General features: G+C 63.1%; 15 protein-coding genes. 4 read left to right on the top strand and 11 right to left on the bottom strand.

The window, feature by feature from the left end:
• Positions 1-62 precede the first annotated feature (62 nt).
• The 4 genes from HED64_RS05125 to HED64_RS05140 are packed head-to-tail and all read right to left on the bottom strand — an operon-like array spanning position 63 to position 5,206.
• Positions 63-899, bottom strand: coding sequence for a bifunctional allantoicase/(S)-ureidoglycine aminohydrolase (locus tag HED64_RS05125; protein WP_168150962.1), 837 nt, complete (start codon positions 897-899; stop codon positions 63-65).
• The gene (locus HED64_RS05130; protein ID WP_168150963.1) at positions 892-2,169 is read right to left on the bottom strand and encodes a DUF6986 family protein; all 1,278 of its coding nucleotides are present in this window, start codon (positions 2,167-2,169) and stop codon (positions 892-894) included. Before HED64_RS05130 ends, HED64_RS05125 begins: the two co-directional genes overlap by 8 nt.
• Positions 2,166-3,794 (bottom strand): malate synthase A, encoded by a 1,629-nt coding sequence (gene aceB, locus HED64_RS05135; RefSeq protein WP_168150964.1) that lies wholly within the window; start codon positions 3,792-3,794, stop codon positions 2,166-2,168. Before aceB ends, HED64_RS05130 begins: the two co-directional genes overlap by 4 nt.
• A 23-nt stretch (positions 3,795-3,817) precedes the next feature.
• On the bottom strand, positions 3,818-5,206 hold the full coding sequence (locus tag HED64_RS05140; protein WP_168150965.1) for an NAD-dependent malic enzyme: 1,389 nt from the start codon (positions 5,204-5,206) through the stop codon (positions 3,818-3,820).
• A 220-nt stretch (positions 5,207-5,426) separates the two neighbouring features.
• On the opposite strand from HED64_RS05140, the gene HED64_RS05145 reads away from it, so the two are divergent.
• Complete coding sequence (locus HED64_RS05145; protein WP_168150966.1) at positions 5,427-6,191, top strand: IclR family transcriptional regulator; 765 nt, start codon at positions 5,427-5,429, stop codon at positions 6,189-6,191.
• A gap of 107 nt (positions 6,192-6,298) precedes the next feature.
• Here the strand turns inward: HED64_RS05145 and HED64_RS05150 are convergent, their stop codons facing one another.
• The 4 genes from HED64_RS05150 to uraD all read right to left on the bottom strand — a co-directional run bounded on the left by HED64_RS05150 (position 6,299) and on the right by uraD (position 9,834).
• Positions 6,299-7,903 carry a nucleobase:cation symporter-2 family protein gene (locus HED64_RS05150; RefSeq protein WP_168150967.1) on the bottom strand — a complete coding sequence of 535 codons (1,605 nt, stop codon included), beginning with the start codon at positions 7,901-7,903 and terminating at the stop codon, positions 6,299-6,301.
• A gap of 76 nt (positions 7,904-7,979) precedes the next feature.
• A complete protein-coding gene (gene pucL / locus HED64_RS05155) occupies positions 7,980-8,906 on the bottom strand; it encodes a factor-independent urate hydroxylase (protein ID WP_168150968.1) in 927 nt (308 codons plus the stop codon).
• 5 nt (positions 8,907-8,911) lie between these two features.
• Positions 8,912-9,268 carry a hydroxyisourate hydrolase gene (uraH, locus tag HED64_RS05160; protein WP_168150969.1) on the bottom strand — a complete coding sequence of 119 codons (357 nt, stop codon included), beginning with the start codon at positions 9,266-9,268 and terminating at the stop codon, positions 8,912-8,914.
• Between the two features lie 59 nt (positions 9,269-9,327).
• On the bottom strand, positions 9,328-9,834 hold the full coding sequence (uraD, locus tag HED64_RS05165) for a 2-oxo-4-hydroxy-4-carboxy-5-ureidoimidazoline decarboxylase (protein WP_168150970.1): 507 nt from the start codon (positions 9,832-9,834) through the stop codon (positions 9,328-9,330).
• A 326-nt stretch (positions 9,835-10,160) separates the two neighbouring features.
• Between uraD and HED64_RS05170 the strand changes: the two genes are divergently transcribed.
• The gene (locus tag HED64_RS05170; RefSeq protein ID WP_168150971.1) at positions 10,161-10,352 is read left to right on the top strand and encodes a hypothetical protein; all 192 of its coding nucleotides are present in this window, start codon (positions 10,161-10,163) and stop codon (positions 10,350-10,352) included.
• 254 nt (positions 10,353-10,606) lie between these two features.
• The gene (locus HED64_RS05175; RefSeq protein ID WP_168151153.1) at positions 10,607-11,332 is read left to right on the top strand and encodes an SDR family oxidoreductase; all 726 of its coding nucleotides are present in this window, start codon (positions 10,607-10,609) and stop codon (positions 11,330-11,332) included.
• Between the two features lie 15 nt (positions 11,333-11,347).
• Here the strand turns inward: HED64_RS05175 and HED64_RS05180 are convergent, their stop codons facing one another.
• Positions 11,348-11,788 carry an SRPBCC family protein gene (locus HED64_RS05180; RefSeq protein WP_168150972.1) on the bottom strand — a complete coding sequence of 147 codons (441 nt, stop codon included), beginning with the start codon at positions 11,786-11,788 and terminating at the stop codon, positions 11,348-11,350.
• A gap of 102 nt (positions 11,789-11,890) precedes the next feature.
• On the opposite strand from HED64_RS05180, the gene HED64_RS05185 reads away from it, so the two are divergent.
• Positions 11,891-12,226 carry a YnfA family protein gene (locus tag HED64_RS05185; protein ID WP_168150973.1) on the top strand — a complete coding sequence of 112 codons (336 nt, stop codon included), beginning with the start codon at positions 11,891-11,893 and terminating at the stop codon, positions 12,224-12,226.
• Positions 12,227-12,264: 38 nt separating this feature from the next.
• On the opposite strand, the gene HED64_RS05190 is transcribed toward HED64_RS05185, so the two are convergent.
• Positions 12,265-13,920, bottom strand: a complete 1,656-nt coding sequence (locus tag HED64_RS05190; protein WP_168150974.1) for an amidohydrolase — start codon at positions 13,918-13,920, stop codon at positions 12,265-12,267.
• 14 nt (positions 13,921-13,934) lie between these two features.
• Entirely contained in the window at positions 13,935-15,410 is a 1,476-nt protein-coding gene (locus tag HED64_RS05195) for an MFS transporter (RefSeq protein WP_168150975.1), read from the bottom strand.
• Between the last annotated feature and the right edge of the window lie 63 nt (positions 15,411-15,473).

Genomic DNA, 15,473 nt, shown 5'->3' on the forward strand with positions numbered 1-15,473 from the left:
CGTCGGGCTCGTCGAACGCAATGCGTTCGACGAGCCCGACGTCGTTTAAGGGTTATTCCCGCCTACAAGGCGATCTGGCGGTTCTGGTCCTTGTAGAGCAGGTAGCGGAAGTTCGACGGTCCGCCGGCGTAGCAAGCCTGCGGGCAGAAGGCGCGCAGCGACATGTAGTCGCCGGCCTCGACCTCAACCCAGTCGGCGTTGAGGCGGTAGACCGCCTTGCCCTCGAGCACGTAGAGACCGTGCTCCATGACGTGGGTTTCCGCGAACGGAATCGAGGCGCCCGGTTCGAACGTCACGATGTTCACGCCGAAGTCGAACGCCACGTCCTGCGGGTCGAGCATGCGCGTGGTGCGCCACTTGCCCTCGGTCTCCGGCATGGCGCCGGGCTCGATGTCGCGCTCGTTGCCGACGACCGGCGCCGGTGCAGCGACGCCCGCCAGGACCTCGTAGCGCTTGCGGATCCAGTGGAAGGTTGCCACCTCGACGCCGTTGTTGTGCGCCTGCCACGCCGTGCCGGCCGGGACGTAGGCGAAGCCGCCCTCTTCCAGGGTGTGCACGGCGCCGTCGATACTCACGGTTAGGCGGCCGGAGACCACGAAGACGAAGGACTGGACCTCGGCCTGCGGCTCCGGGTGATCCGAGCCGCCGCCCGGGGCGACCTCCACGATGGACTGAGCGAAGGTGGTCGAGCCGCCGGCGACCGGGCGGTTCAACACCCAGGCGCGGGTGCCGGTCCACTCAGGGAAGACCGAGGTGACGATGTCGCGCAGCACCCCGCGCGGGATGACGGTGTACGCCTCGGTGACGATGGCGCGGTCGGTCAGCAGGTCGGTCTGCGGCGGATGCCCACCGTAGTTCGTGTAGTAGCTTGCATCGCCACGAGTCTGGATCTTAGACATTCGAGTCCTCCGTCTGTGTTGCTCGCGCCAGGGCGATTGATTCAAGGGTGGATAGGGATATTTCGGCCGTCGAGGTGATTTCCTCGGCGGTCAGTGCGCCACAAATCAGCCCGCGGCGGATGAAGTTGGCCAGCGCCTTCGCGGTTGCCGGTTCATCCATGATGGACGATTCGAAGCGGTGCACGTAATTGCGCAGGCGTGCCGCGGCGGCGGCAAAGCCTTCGCGGTAGAACGCGTAGGTCGCCAGGTAGCGGGTCGGCAGCTGGTTCTGATGTAGGTCCCAGCCCTGATAGATCCCGCGTTCCAGGTGGCGGCGCACCAGGCGGGCATGAAGCGCCCAGGCGGCCTGGATTTGTTCCGGGTCACCCAGCGGCAGCATGTTGGTCGAGCCGTCGGAGAGGTGCACGCCGGTGCCGGCGACGGCCACCTGCATGACGTTTTTGGCGTGGTCCGCTGCCGGATGCTCCATGGACTGATAGGCCGCCGCGATCCCCAGCGAGGCCGAGTAGTCGTAGGTGCCATAGTGCAGCGAGGAAATCCTGCCCTCGCCGACGTGCAATAGTGTGGCCGCCGGCACGGTTCCCTCATGGGAGAGGATCAGCTGCGGGGTTTCCATCTGCACCTCGAAGCGCAGGCGTCCAGCGGGTAGCGAATGCGCTGCCTCCAGCTGCTCGCAAACGAAGACCATGGCGCGGACCTGGTCGACGGTGGTGACCTTCGGAAGAGTCAACACCAAGCCCTCGGGCAGTTCGCCGGCGCGTGCCAGCGTGGAGACGAACAGATCCAACGTGCGCAAACCCCGGGCCCGGGTCGGTGCCTCGAAGCACTTGAAGCGGATGCCGATGAACGGCGGGGCCACACCCGCCGCCACGGCCTTGGCGACCTGTTCGGCCGCGGCAATGGCCGCGGCGTCCTCGGCCGTATCGCCGCGATTGCCGTATCCATCCTCGAAGTCCAGGCGCAGGTCCTCGATAGGCTCGTTCTGAAGCTTCGCGGCGACCAGCGTTGCCAGTTCCTCCGGCTGGGCCAGATCCAGCTTTTCGGCCAGCGCGGCCAGGCCGGCCACGCCGCCGGCGACCTCAAGGGCCGCGGTGCCCCAGGCTGCGGGCAGCTCGGGGGTGAAGCGGTCGGCAGGAACATAGGCGGTGTGGATCGGCTGGCGCCGTCCATCGTCACCCGGGTAGTTCTTCTCCAGCAGTTCGTCCGTGGCCGCCAACCCGCCGTCAATGCTTGCCAGGGCGGCCGCGCTCAGCGCGCCTTGCTGGCTCATTTTGTCACCAGTTCGGTGCTCAGCAAGTGGTAGGCAGGCAGCGTGAGGAAGTCCTCGAAGTCCTCGTCACGCCCGGAGACCAGACGGCCGATGAGCTCGGCGGCCGGGACATAGTACTTCTCGAAGGTCTCGGCGTTGTCGACCTCGCCGCGCAGCTTCTCCACCTGGACGGCGAGTGCCTTCGCGACGAGCTCGGCGGTGATGGTATTTCCGGTGTCCGCGGCCACGACCTGGTTGCGGATCTGCTGCCAGATCTGCGAACGCGAGATCTCGGCGGTTGCCGCGTCCTCCATCAGGTTGTGGATGGCCACCGCGCCGGTGCCCGAGAGCCACACGGCGGTGTAGGCCACCGCGACGTAGAGGTTGGTGTTGACCCCGGCCTCGGTAACCGTGCCCGGTGCGGAGGCGACGTCGAGCAGCTGATCGGCGGTGACCGAGACCTCGGGGCGCTGGCGGTCGATCTGGTTGGGCTTGTCGCCCAGCACGGAGTCGAAGACCTCCACGCAAACCGGGACCAGGTCCGGGTGCGCCACCCAAGAACCGTCGAAGCCGTCGTTGGCTTCGCGGGTCTTGTCGTTGCGGACCTTCTCGAAGGCGGCGGCGGTGATTTCGGGTTCGCGGCGGTTCGGGATGACCGCGGCCATGCCGCCCATCGCGAAGGCGCCGCGCTTGTGGCAGGTCTGCACCAGAAGCTCGGTGTAAGCGCGCATCATCGGGGCCGTCATCGCCACGTCGGCGCGGTCCGGCATGATGAACTTGTCTCCGGCCGCACGGAAGTACTTAATGATGGAGAAGAGGTAGTCCCAGCGTCCGGCGTTCAGGCCCGAGGCGTAGTCGCGCAGCTCGAAGAGCATCTCGTCCATCTGGAAGGCGGCCGGGATGGTCTCGATGAGCATGGTGGCTCGGATGGTGCCGTGCTCGATGCCCAGCTCGGCCTCGGCGAAGGCGAAGACCTCGTTCCAGAGGCGGGACTCGAGCGCGGACTCCATCTTCGGCAGGTAGTAGAACGGGCCCTGGCCCGATTCGCTCAGGACACGCGCGTTGTGGAAGAAATGCAGGCCGAAGTCGACCAGTGCGCCCACGGCCGGCGCGCCGTTGATAAGCACGTTGGCCTCCGGCAGGTGCCAGCCGCGCGGGCGGACCACGACGGTGGCCAGCGGCGCGTCGGTGCGCAGGGCGTAGGACTTGCCGTTGCCCGCGTCCTCGAAGGACAGGGTGCCGGCCGCGGCATCGGTGAGGTTGATCAGTGCGTCGATCACGTTGTGCCAAGTCGGGGTGGAAGCGTCCTCGAGGTCCGCCAGCCAGACCTTGGCACCGGAGTTCAGCGCATTGATGGCCATCTTGGCCGGGGTGGCCGGGCCGGTGATCTCTACGCGGCGGTCCGCCAGCGCCGCGGGAGCGGGAGCGACCTTCCAGTCGCCGGCCCGGATGTCCGCGGTCGACGGATCAAAGTCGAGGGTGCCCGTCTTGGCTACGGCGGCTCGCGCAGCGGTGCGCGCTTCCAGGAGATCTCCGCGGGTTGCGGCGAACTTCTCGTGCAGCTTCTCCACGAAGGCCAGTGCCTCGGCGGAAAGGATCTCATCGGCCTTGGCAACGGCCGGGGTGTGCGTCAGGGTGATGCTCATGGTGGTGGACCAGATCTTTCTAGCTACTTGTTCTTCGATGCCGCGCCGGAAACGGCCTCGGCAACATCTGCTGCCACGTGCGGGTCGAAGACGGAGGGAATGATGAAACCGGGGTTAAGTTCATCTTGGCTCACCCGGGCGGAAATGGCATCGGCTGCGGCCAACAACATGTCGTCGGTGATGTCTGAAACGTGTGCGTCGAGCAGTCCGCGGAAGAAACCCGGGAAGGCTAGGACGTTGTTGATCTGGTTCGGGAAGTCGGAACGGCCCGTGGCGACCACTGCGGCGTGGCGTCCGGCGGCGATCGGGTCGACCTCCGGGTCGGGGTTGGCCATGGCGAAGACAATGGCGTCCTTGTTCATGGCCTCGATGTCGGCCTTGTCCAAGATGTTGGGTGCCGAGACACCGATGAAGACGTCGGCGCCGACCATGGCCTCCTTGAGCGTTCCGGTGAACTGCTCGGGGTTGGTGTTCTCTGCAAGCCACTGGCGGTGCGGGTCCGCGGAAACGTCCGCGCGGCTGATCGCTCCGTTGCGGCCCGCGGCGATGATGTTCTTGGCGCCCCGGGCGGCCAGGAGCTGGATGATGGCGTTGCCGGCGGCGCCGACGCCGGAGACGACGATGCGGACCTTGTCGATCTGCTTGCCGACCACCAGCAGCGCGTTATTCAACGCAGCCAGGGTGACGATGGCGGTGCCGTGCTGGTCGTCGTGGAAGACCGGGATGTCGAGTTCCTCGCGCAGTCGGGCCTCGATCTCGAAGCAGCGCGGTGCGGCGATGTCCTCGAGGTTCACCCCTCCGTAGACCGGGGCGAGGGCCTTGACGATCATGATGATCTCTTCGGTGTCCTGGGTGTCTAGGCAGACCGGCCAGGCATCGACATTGGCGAACTGCTTGAAGAGCGCCGCTTTACCTTCCATGACGGGAAGGGCTGCTGCCGGGCCGATGTTGCCCAGGCCCAGGACGGCGGAGCCATCGGTGACCACGGCAATGGTGTTGCGCTTGATCGTGAGGTTGCGGGCGTCCTCGGGATTCTCGGCAATGGCCAGGCACACGCGGGCCACACCGGGGGTGTAGGCGCGGGACAGGTCGTCGCGGTTGCGCAGGGCGACCTTGGGGACGACCTCGAGCTTGCCGCCCAGGTGCATGAGGAACGTGCGGTCCGAGACGTTGCGGACGTTCACACCATCCAGCGCGTCGAGCGCCTCGCGGACGGCCTGCCCGTGTTCGGCATCGGTGGTGTTGCAGCTGACGTCGACGACCATGTGGTCGTGACCGGATTCGGCCACGTCAAGTGCGGTGATCGAACCTCCGGCGCGACCCACGGCCGCTGCCAGTTCGCTGGTTGCAGTGATCGAGACGGGCGTTTGGACACGCAACGTCAGGGAATATCCCGGGCTTGGAACAGCCATATCGTCCTCCTGAAAAAGTTTCCGTATAGTGGATACTATTATCTACTGAGTGAAATTACAAGCACTTATGTGCGCTGGGCCACGGGAATTGTGCGTCAAAGTTTCGGATCGTGGAATAATTCTCTGGGGCTCCGGTATTGTTGGGCCCAAAGACAAGACCATTGGCGGGATCATCCCCATTGATTCGCGCTCGCGCACCAGCAGATCCAGGAGCATCTCCATGGCCGAAGTAAAGACGACATCGGGCGTCCAATCCGTCGAGCGCGCCTTCGAGCTCCTCGAGCTCATTGGCCGGGCCGGAGGCGAAGCGGCCCTGAGCGAACTGGCCGTGGACACCCCGCTTCCACTTCCCACCATCCACCGGCTGCTGCGCACCCTGGTGGGCATTGGATACGTGCGCCAGCTAAACAACCGCCGCTACGCCCTGGGCCCACGGCTGATCCGACTGGGAGAGGTCGCCAACCGCCAGCTCGGCGCACTCTCCACGCCCATCCTCCAGACCCTGGTCAACGACCTGGGCGAATCGGCCAGCATCGCGGTTCTCGACGGCGACATGGTCACCTACATTTCCCAAGCCCAGTCGCCACACGCGATGCGCATGATCACCGAGGTCGGACGCCGCTCGTCGCTGCACGGAACCGGGGTGGGCAAGGCAATCCTGGCGGTGCTGGAGAACGAAAGGGTTCAGCGCCTGGTCAACCAGGCTGGCATGCCTGCCCATACGCCAAACACCATAGGGACCATGCACCAACTTTTCGACGAACTCGAAAAGGTGCGAGCACGCGGCTACGCCATCGACGAGGAAGAGCAGGAGCTCGGCGTACGCTGCCTGGCGATGGCCGTCCCCGGCGCACCGACCCCGATGGCAATCTCCGTCTCCGGGCCGGTCACCCGACTCAACGAAGAATTCGCCACCCGGGCCGTGCCGCACCTGCGGGCCGCCACCGCGCAGCTATCCGCCGCATTGGCCGTCACCACAGGCTAGGCTGCGCCGAAGACGCGCAACAGGGCGGTCCGCCCGGCCATCGGGAATCAATTTTTCCCCGGTCCGGGCTGACCGCCCTGAGCTTTGTGCCTGGCCGCGACGGCCGTCTAGTGAAGAGGCGGGTGCGGGCCGGAGCGCACGAACTCCGACTCGTCGGGACAGGGGATGCCGGCCTCCTCGCATTTCCTGCGGTGCTCCTCCACGATGCCCTTGAACTCGTTCTCGTCGACGACGGGGATTTCCGCTCCGTCCGCGTCGATGATCTTGCCGGACTTGAAGCGATCCCCCTCGAGCAGTCCGCGGACCTCCTCCGCCTTAACGATGCGTGGAACCTGCTCAGCGATGACCATGCGCGGCGGGGCCGCCGCAAAGGCGGAACCGTCCTTCTTGGGCGTTCCCAGCTTCAGCTCATTAAATAACAGGTTCAGTAACACGGCCATAACCGCCGCCGAGCTAATGCCCGAGTGGAAGATGGTGGCGAACCACGTTGGGAACGCGTCGTAGAAGTCTGGCTTCACGATTGGCACGGCACCAAAGGCGATCGAGGTCGCCACGATGATCAGATTAAGGTTGTTCTCGTACTTCACGTTGGCTAGGGTGCGAATGCCGGATGCCGCAACGGTGCCGAAGAGCACGATGCCCGCTCCGCCCAGCACAGGTGTAGGGATGGCGGCAACCACGCGACCGAGCACCGGCAATAGGCCTAGCACCACGAGGATTCCGCCACCGGCAGTGACCACAAAACGGGACTTGACGCCGGTGATGGCCACCAGCCCGACATTCTGCGCGAACGCGCTCTGTGTGAAGGTGTTAAAGACGGGGGCAAGGATGCTCGAGGCCATGTCTGCCCGCAGGCCGTCGGCGATGCGCCGCGAATCCACCCGCGTCTTGGCGATCTCGCCGACCGCCAGGATGTCCGCGGTGGTTTCGGTGAGGATCACGATGACGACAATCGTCATCGAGACGATGGCACCGACCTCGAAGACCGGCCAGCCGAACGCAAGGGGCTGCGGGAAGGCGAAAATGGTGCCGCGGCCCACCGCGGAGAAGTCCGCCATTCCCAAAAATATCGCGATAATGGTGCCGATGACCATGGCCAGCAGGATCGATAGGCGAGAGATCGCCGCCTTTCCGACCTTAGAAAGCAGCAGCACGATCACCATGGTCAGTGCGGCGAGCCCGATGTTGGCCAATGAACCGTAATCATCGGCCTTGGCGTTGCCCCCCATCGCCCAGTTGGCGGCCACCGGGGTGAGCGAGAGTCCGATCATCGTGATAACCACGCCGGTCACCACCGGCGGGAAGAATCGTACAATTTTCGCGAAGAACGGGGCGATCAGGAAGCCAATCACGGAGGCGGCCAAGACGGCACCAAAAACTGATGGCAGACCACCATCCCCATTAACAATCGCCACCATGGTGGACACCGAGGCGAACGACGTGCCTTGGACCAGGGGCAATTGGGCGCCAAAGAACGGGATGCCAACCGTTTGCAGGATCGTGGCCAGACCGCCGACAAAAAGGCAGCTGGCAACCAGCACGCCGATTTGTTCCGGGCTCAGCCCGGCGGCACCGCCAATGATCAGCGGTGGGGCAATAATGCCGCCGTACATGGTCAAGACGTGTTGGAGCCCGTAGGCGACGGTTTTGCCCAGTGGCAGCCGTTCGTCCTCGGGCCGAGATGTTGTACTTTTGACTTGCGCAGCCTTCATGTCTGACTCCTTGATGGATTGCGACGCTTCGGGGGTGCCCGCGTGGCAGCGCGGGCACCCCCGAGAACCTCATCGGCTAGCAGAATCCGGGCGTGTTTTCCCAGATGGGGTGGGCCGCAGAAGCCCCTTCCCGGGTGATGGCAGCCTCGATCAGGCCGTACGGACGATCCGCCGCAAAGAAGACCTCATTCGGGTTGTCCTGACCAAATGGCGTCAAGTCAACAAGAAAGTGATGCTTGTTGGGCAGGGAGAACCTGATTTCCTCGATCTCCGGATGGGCTTCGAGTACGGCCTCGCCCATGTCGAACATCGTTTGCTGCAAAGCAAAGGAATGCCTAGCGGCGAAACCCGTTAGCAGCAGTTTACGCACCGAGGCATAGACGGCGTTGAAATCCAGGGCTCCGCCGGCAACCGCGGCCGAGCCGTAGCGCCAGCGGCTGCTGACATCGGTGGCCAGAATCCTGTCATCGGTTTCCTGCAGCGTGGTGTAGCGATCAATTGGATAGTTGCGAAATTCACTGGCGGTGGATTTGAGCACCGTCAGGTCCTTGATCCCGGCCAGCACGGTCGGCTCGCCATCAGTGATTTCCAGTACGGCGGTTCGCACCTCGGACTTGTTCCGGGAAAAGGCGTGGTCGTGATTCTGGATGCGGTCCCAGAAATATTGTTCGGCTGCCCATCGGCCACCGGTGATCCAGTCAAATTCCGTGGTGAAGTGCTTACCGAGCCGCAGTAGGAACGCCTCCGGTGAGCCAACCCCATCCCGGGCAAGGCCGTAGACGGTGTTCTTCTGCGTGTCGGTGGCAACGACGTGCCGGTTGTCCCCATCGACGTGCGCGGCGAGAAAATCGCCGCGAAGCTGAGAAGTGACGTTCAAATCCTCGATCTGGTGGCGGGCGGTGTCGCGCGTGATTTTCACCAGACGGACTTCGGCCTTGCCATATTGATTGGCTCCAAGCACGATCTTGGTGCCTGTTCGATTTTTGGTTGCTGCGGTATTCATGTTCTCTAGCTCCCTCGGTACGTGGAATAAGCAAACGGGCTGATAAGAAGAGGCACGTGGTAGTGAGCAGCTGTGTCGCTAATGACGAAATCGATGCTGACCACGGGAAAGAAGGTTTCCGTACCCGTCATTCCGAAGTAGTCACCCGTGCCGAAGGTAATTCGGTGGTGACCAGCTTCAACCTTTGTCGGACCAAGGGTCTGGATGCGTCCATCGGCATCGGTGACTCCTGACCCGATTTCTTGCCATCCGGATGCCGTCTTGGCTTCCAGCGTGGCCTTGACACCGGAGGCAGGCCTCCCGGTCCCGGTGTCGAGTACATGGGTGGTGATGTGGCTTCTCGCAGCCTGGGTGATACTCATCAAGGACTCCTTTGGATTCGTTGAAGGGGAAAGAAAACCGGCAAATTTTGGCCTGCGATTTAGCGGGCGGGCACACGGTTGAACGCCGCGGCAAGACGCAGAAGCGCGATGGCACGCAGCTGCTCGTCGACTTCCACCAACTCGGTCTCAAAGTCGTTCCTCAAACGGCGACGCAGTTCTGCAAGAATTTCTTGGCTGCTTCGGCCTGCGGCCCGGATGAGAAAAAGCCGGGAGAACCGTTCTTCGTAGGCGCGGTTCCCAGCCAGCAGCTCGGCGGCAACCTGCACGTTGAAGGTCAGATCGGATTGTTCGACGCGGCTGAGCGCGGCTTCTGCCGAGGGCCCGGCGGCGCGCTCCCCGATGCGGGGATGGTGGGCCAGTGCCGCGTTGATCTCCGCTTCGGTGAACGGGTTGGCGGCAGTTTGGGCACAGGCCAGAAGTTCTTCAAGAGAACTAAAAGGGCGGGCGCCCAGAGTGGCTTCAACCCAGCGATCTATGTCGGCACATGGTCGAAGGACTGCGTCTGCTGTCTTTACATCGAGTGCATTGAATCGAGAAATATCCATGGGGTGATCAGCTCTTTCAAACCTGCTTGGTATGCCGACACCATCCAGGGCTGAACACCCTTACCACCGGCGTGAACCGGCTTCGACTCGATGTTTCTGGATGGTGGAACTTTGCTTCCACACCATGTAACTCCGATCACACCCCATCCGTCAAGGGCATCGGCCAATCTCCTTTGGCAGCCCGCTGCCCCCAGGCCACCCGGGCCGGGCATGAAGCAAATCACATCACCCTCTTGCGGTTCTCATGATTCGAGTTCATACTTATTCTCACAAAGCAATATTAAGTTTCCATATTATGGAATCCGCATCGTTCAGAGGAGGATCACGTGAAAATCACCCAGCCCATCGCTGAAGTATCCAGCGAGACACACCCACACACGGTTCCGGAAACGTCTGCGGCGCTGAGCACTGGCATGTTCCATCCCATCAGGGGGTTAGATCCGGATCTTAGTATCGAACCGCGTCGCACCAAGCCACGTATCGGGCTCTGGTCGCGGTTCTGGACCACGCGCAACTAGCACCAAGGCGACCGGCATCCCGCCCGATGTCGAGGACCGCGACATGATGCCATTAACCGGGAAACGCCAACACAATGACCGCCAGCCCATGGGCTACTTCCCAGACGGCGGTATCAACACCAGCAGGCTGGGAGCTAATCACCGCGCAGCTCATCCTCAGGACAGACTTCGCAGAGAAGAATGACAGCCTCACGCGCAAAGGATGATTTCACTTGAATCCAGTCCAGAATCAAGGCGGGCCCGCGCCGCGAACCATGCTGGTCACAGGAGCCGGTTCCGGGATCGGGCGTTCGGTCACCCGACGGATGCTCGCCGCGGGGTGGAACGTGGTCCTCGCCGGTCGACGTGAGGCACAACTGGAGCAAAGCGCCGACAAGCACCCCAACGCCCTCGTGGTGCCGACGGACATCACTGACTCGATGGCGGTCGAGCGGCTTTTCCTCGCGGGAATCGAGCGCTTCGGCACGATCGATGTCCTCTTCAACAACGCCGGGATTTTCGGCCCCGCCGCCACCATCGGCGAGCTTTCAGCGCAACGGTGGCAGGAGGTCTGCGCCGTGAACCTCAGCGGGGCCATGTTCTGCGCTGGAGCCGCCTTCAGGCACATGCAGGAATCCGGCGGTGGGCGCATCATCAACAACGGTTCAATCAGCGCCCACGTGCCACGACCGGCTTCCGTTGCCTACGCGGTGACCAAACACGCCGTCACAGGATTGACCAAGTCCATCGAGCTGGACGGTCGCCCCTATGGCATTTCCTGCTCGCAGATCGACATCGGCAACGCCGCCTCGGAGATGATGCATGATGTCGGAGCAACTTCGGGTGCCTTGCAGACCGACGGTAGCCGGAAGGTCGAGCCGACCTTCGACATGGAGCAGGCCTCGGCCATCGTGGAGTTCATTGCCACCGCCCCGGCCGAGGTCTCGATCAACAATGTCACCATCACCGCGGCCGGAATGCCGTACATCGGCCGCGGCTAGGAATGATGCGACGGCCTAAAGGTGAGCGGCGAACAAGGCCTCTAGTTTAGTGAATGAGGACTCCCAGCCGGCGCGGGCCGGAGCCAGAACCTCACCCGGCAGTGGACCCTGGGTGATTGTCAGCGCGGTGCCCATCGGGCAGTCGGCGAATTCCACACGCATGGTGATCACCAGGTTCAGGGTCATTTCATGGGGCCCGTCTTCACCCACGAGCAGTTCATGTTCCCGCACTTCGGTGAACTTTGCGTGCACCGGCGAAGTCTGGGTGGGGTCCTCGAGCAGGTGCATCACGAACTTCTGTACGCCCCCGATGCGTGGCTCGATGGTGACGGTGTCCACGTGCACGCCCCAACCCTCTGGGCCGAACCACTCGGCCAGGATCTCGGGTTCGGTGAAGGCCGCCCACAGTGCCGCACGGGGTGCCGCAAATTCATGATTAATAACCAGTTCGCCCATATCCATGCGCTCGAGATTACCGTGGATACGGCCGCGAATCGAATATTGGTGGCACCGTGTGATGGCAAACATGCATCAGGTGATGATGAAAGGATTACGGGTATGACTGTGATCAAATCAATCCTGCTTTTTGGTGTTGCCGCGGTGCTGGAAATCGGCGGCGCCTGGCTGATCTGGCAGGGTATCCGTGAGCATCGGGGCTGGTTATGGATCGGTGGCGGTGCGGTAGCACTGGGACTTTATGGCATCGTGGCCACGCTCCAGCCCGATGCCAACTTCGGCCGTATTCTGGCCGCCTACGGAGGCGTCTTCATTGCTGGTTCACTGATCTGGGCGGTGTTCCTTGATGGATTCCGTCCAGATCGTTGGGACATCACCGGTGCCATCATTGCCCTGGCCGGAGTGGGGCTGATTATGTACGGCCCGCGCGGCTCCTAGGAGTACTGCACCTCGCGACCCCTGATTTATCGCTACACCTATACGGCATCCACCGAGATGCCGGCGGGGATGCGGCGACCGTTGACCCAAGTTTCTAGGATCCGGATGTCCCCCAACTCGGTGGCGGGAACTTCTAGGGGATTCCGTTCCAAGATGACGATGTCGGCAAGTTTCCCGGCCTCCAGCGACCCAACCTCGTGGTCGGAAAAAAGCTGCCACGCCGCATCGATAGTTTGTGCCTTGAGCGCATCGCGGATTCCTATGCGGAACTGCGGTCCCAGAACCTTGCCCGATGGCGTCTGGCGGAGAATCGCCGCCTGCATGTTGATCAAGGGTGATTCAGGCGTCACCGGCGGATCGTTGTGCAGCGAGAAGCGCATTCCAACCTCCGCCGCGGCCCCTGCGGGAGTCCACGCCTCGGCATTTTCGCCGAAAAGACCCGACAGGATATCCCCGTAGTAGTGGATGTGCGCGACAAAGAATGAGATGCCCACGCCAAGTTCCCAAGCCCTCTTCACCTGTTCGGGGGTGATGGAGCCGCAATGCTCCATCCGCAGGCGGCCGTCGGCGCGCGGGAATTCACGTTGAACCTGCTCAAAAACGCTGAGCACCGTGTCGACGGCAATGTCGCCGTGCACATGGCACGCCATCTGCCAGCCGTTGGCGTAATGCTGGCGGCAAATGGCCAGCAACTGCTCCTCGGTGTAGTTGGAGCAGCCCTGGTGGCCGGCACTCAGCCCGATGGATTCGGTTTGGACGCTGTCTTCGTATCCGAAGCTCGTCTCGATATTCCCGACCCATGGGGAACCGTCGGTCCACACCTTCACACCGGTGGGGCGGAACATCGCGGTGCCCGGGCCCATCAAGGGATCGGTGCCCGGGGCAGGAATGCTTTCGCGGATTCCCGACATCTCGTAGGAGCGTATGCGTGCGGGTGGTTCGTGCGCGCGCTGGTATTCCTGCATTAAGGGATAGGAGTCAGGGTGAAAGGCGAGGTCACCGGTGGTGGTGACACCCGCAGCGGCCATGCGGCGCAACTCGAAGTCTAGGAACCCGGAGAACTTCTCTGCACCGGCATGCATCTTCGGGCCCATGAAATTCATAACAGCCGGAATTTCCAGTGCCTCGCCAGTAAGCTCGCCTGCCTCGTCACGCAGGTATTGCGAGGCACCGGGATCCTCCGAGTTGCGATCGAGGCCCAGGGCCTGCAGTGCCGCATCGTTGGCCCACGCCGAATGGGCAGAGTAGTGCATGACCGACAGCGGAACCGTGGGAGAGAATTCGCTGAGCCAGGTGCCGCTGATGCGGGGCAGCTCGGGCAGCAACAGCGGGTCCCAGCCGAAGGCAGCAACCCATGCGCCTGGCCCGGCGGTTTCTGCCTCGGCAACGGCCGCGCGGAGTTTCTCCAGCACCGCCTCTGCGCTGCCGCACAGCGAAGCCCGGATATCGATGGCGTCCGGGCCGATGAAGTTCATTTCGGCGGTCGGGTGCCCGTGTGCCTCGACGAAACCAGGAAGGACGGTGTTGCCCTCTAGATCGCGAATCTCGGTGTCAGGTCCGGCCGTCTCCATAACATGTTCGGTCGAACCGACGGCAAGGATCTTGCCGTCCTTGAATGCGATGGCCTCAGCGGTGCCGAAGTCCGGATCGACGGTGAGAATTATGGCGTTGTGGAGAATCGTTGTCGCGTTCATGGTGGCCTCTCTGGTTACGCCGTTGCCCGGCGGTTGCGCGGGGTTAATAGCAGGAAGATCAACGCGGCAGCGATCACGAAGAAGAGTGATTGGGCCGCCAGACCCATGCCGTAGGCATGGGCTGTCATGATGCCGTCCTGCATGAAAATGGTGGACATGGGTCCAGCCAGGGCAAAGCCCAAACCGAACCCGAACTGGCCGACGGCGGGCTTGACCGCGCCGACGGCGCCAAGCTGGTCGGCCGGCGCCGAACCCATGATGACCGCGCTCTGCGGGTTCTGCATCCACATGACCGCGAAGCCCACAATGAACAAGCCGGCAGCAGGCAACGTGATGTTGTGAGGGTCCTTCATGAAAATCTGGCTTGCTAGACCGGCGGCGCACAACAGAAGGCCACTGGTGAACATGGTGCGGTTGCTCGCGCCGAAGCGCTTCTGCGCAAGGCCGGCCATCGGTGCGCCGCAGATCATGCCGATGTACATGACGGCGACGACCACCGAGACGGCCGAGGCCGGAACCCCGGCTGGCAGCGCCAACGCCGGGTATTGGCCCAGCATGGAGGCATCGGCCCAGTTGAAGAGCACGCCCGCCAGGCACGCCGCCGAGAACGCGGGCTTCTTGAACAAATCAACGGGGAATGCAGGGCTCTGAATGCGGCGTTCCCAGAGCGCGAAGCCGGCCAGGATGACCAGCGCTGTGAAGATGCCGCCGATGACCAGCGGGCTGCCCCAGCCACGCGTGGAAGCCTGACCGATCGAGTAGACAAGCGCAATGAGGCCTGCTGCGGCGAGGACCACGCCGACGCTGTCGAATTTCCGCTGGGCGGAGGTGTTGTTCTCGGGCAGCAGGCGGAGCGCAGTAAAGGTCAGGGCCAAGCACAGCACCGCAGTGCTGATGTAGGTTGCACGCCAGCCGAAGGCACCCTGGATCGATCCGGATAAGGAGGTTGCTATCACGATGAGGGTGGCGCCTGCACCGAAGAACAATCCGAAGGCCTTGGGCAGGTCCTTCTTTTCAAAGAGGGTGGGGATCAGCGCTAGGCACATGGCGAAGGACATGGCCGTGGAAACACCCATCAGCACGCGCCCGACGGCGAAAACCAGCGGATTTGGTGCCACGGCGGTGATGAACGCCGCGACGCCCATCAAGAGGATTCCGGCAACCAAGACCTTCTTGCGCCCGTGCCGGTCACCGATGATTCCGACGCCGAGCATGCTGGCGGCAAGCACAATGGTTCCGATGCTCTTGAGGAACGATGCCAATGCAGGGTCCATGCCAAGGGCCTTGGCCGCGGCCGGCATAGCAACCGAATGCAGAGCGGGGTCAACGCCCTGCATGCCCCCAACCAGCGCAATGCAGATCATTGCCGCCATAACGGGCTTGCGAGCCCGTAGCCGGTGCGCCGGCCAGGCCTGTTCGGTCGGCGTCTGAATCTGCGGCGTGGCCGCAATGCGCGCTGTTGCACGCCGGTGAGTTGATTGGGTTTCCATTACGGGTCCTTGGTGAGGAGGAGGCATGAGGTGCGTGGTGGCCACGAGCAGAAGAGGCCCAGT

Source organism: Paeniglutamicibacter terrestris, assembly GCF_012271785.1.
Lineage (GTDB): Bacteria > Actinomycetota > Actinomycetes > Actinomycetales > Micrococcaceae > Paeniglutamicibacter > Paeniglutamicibacter terrestris.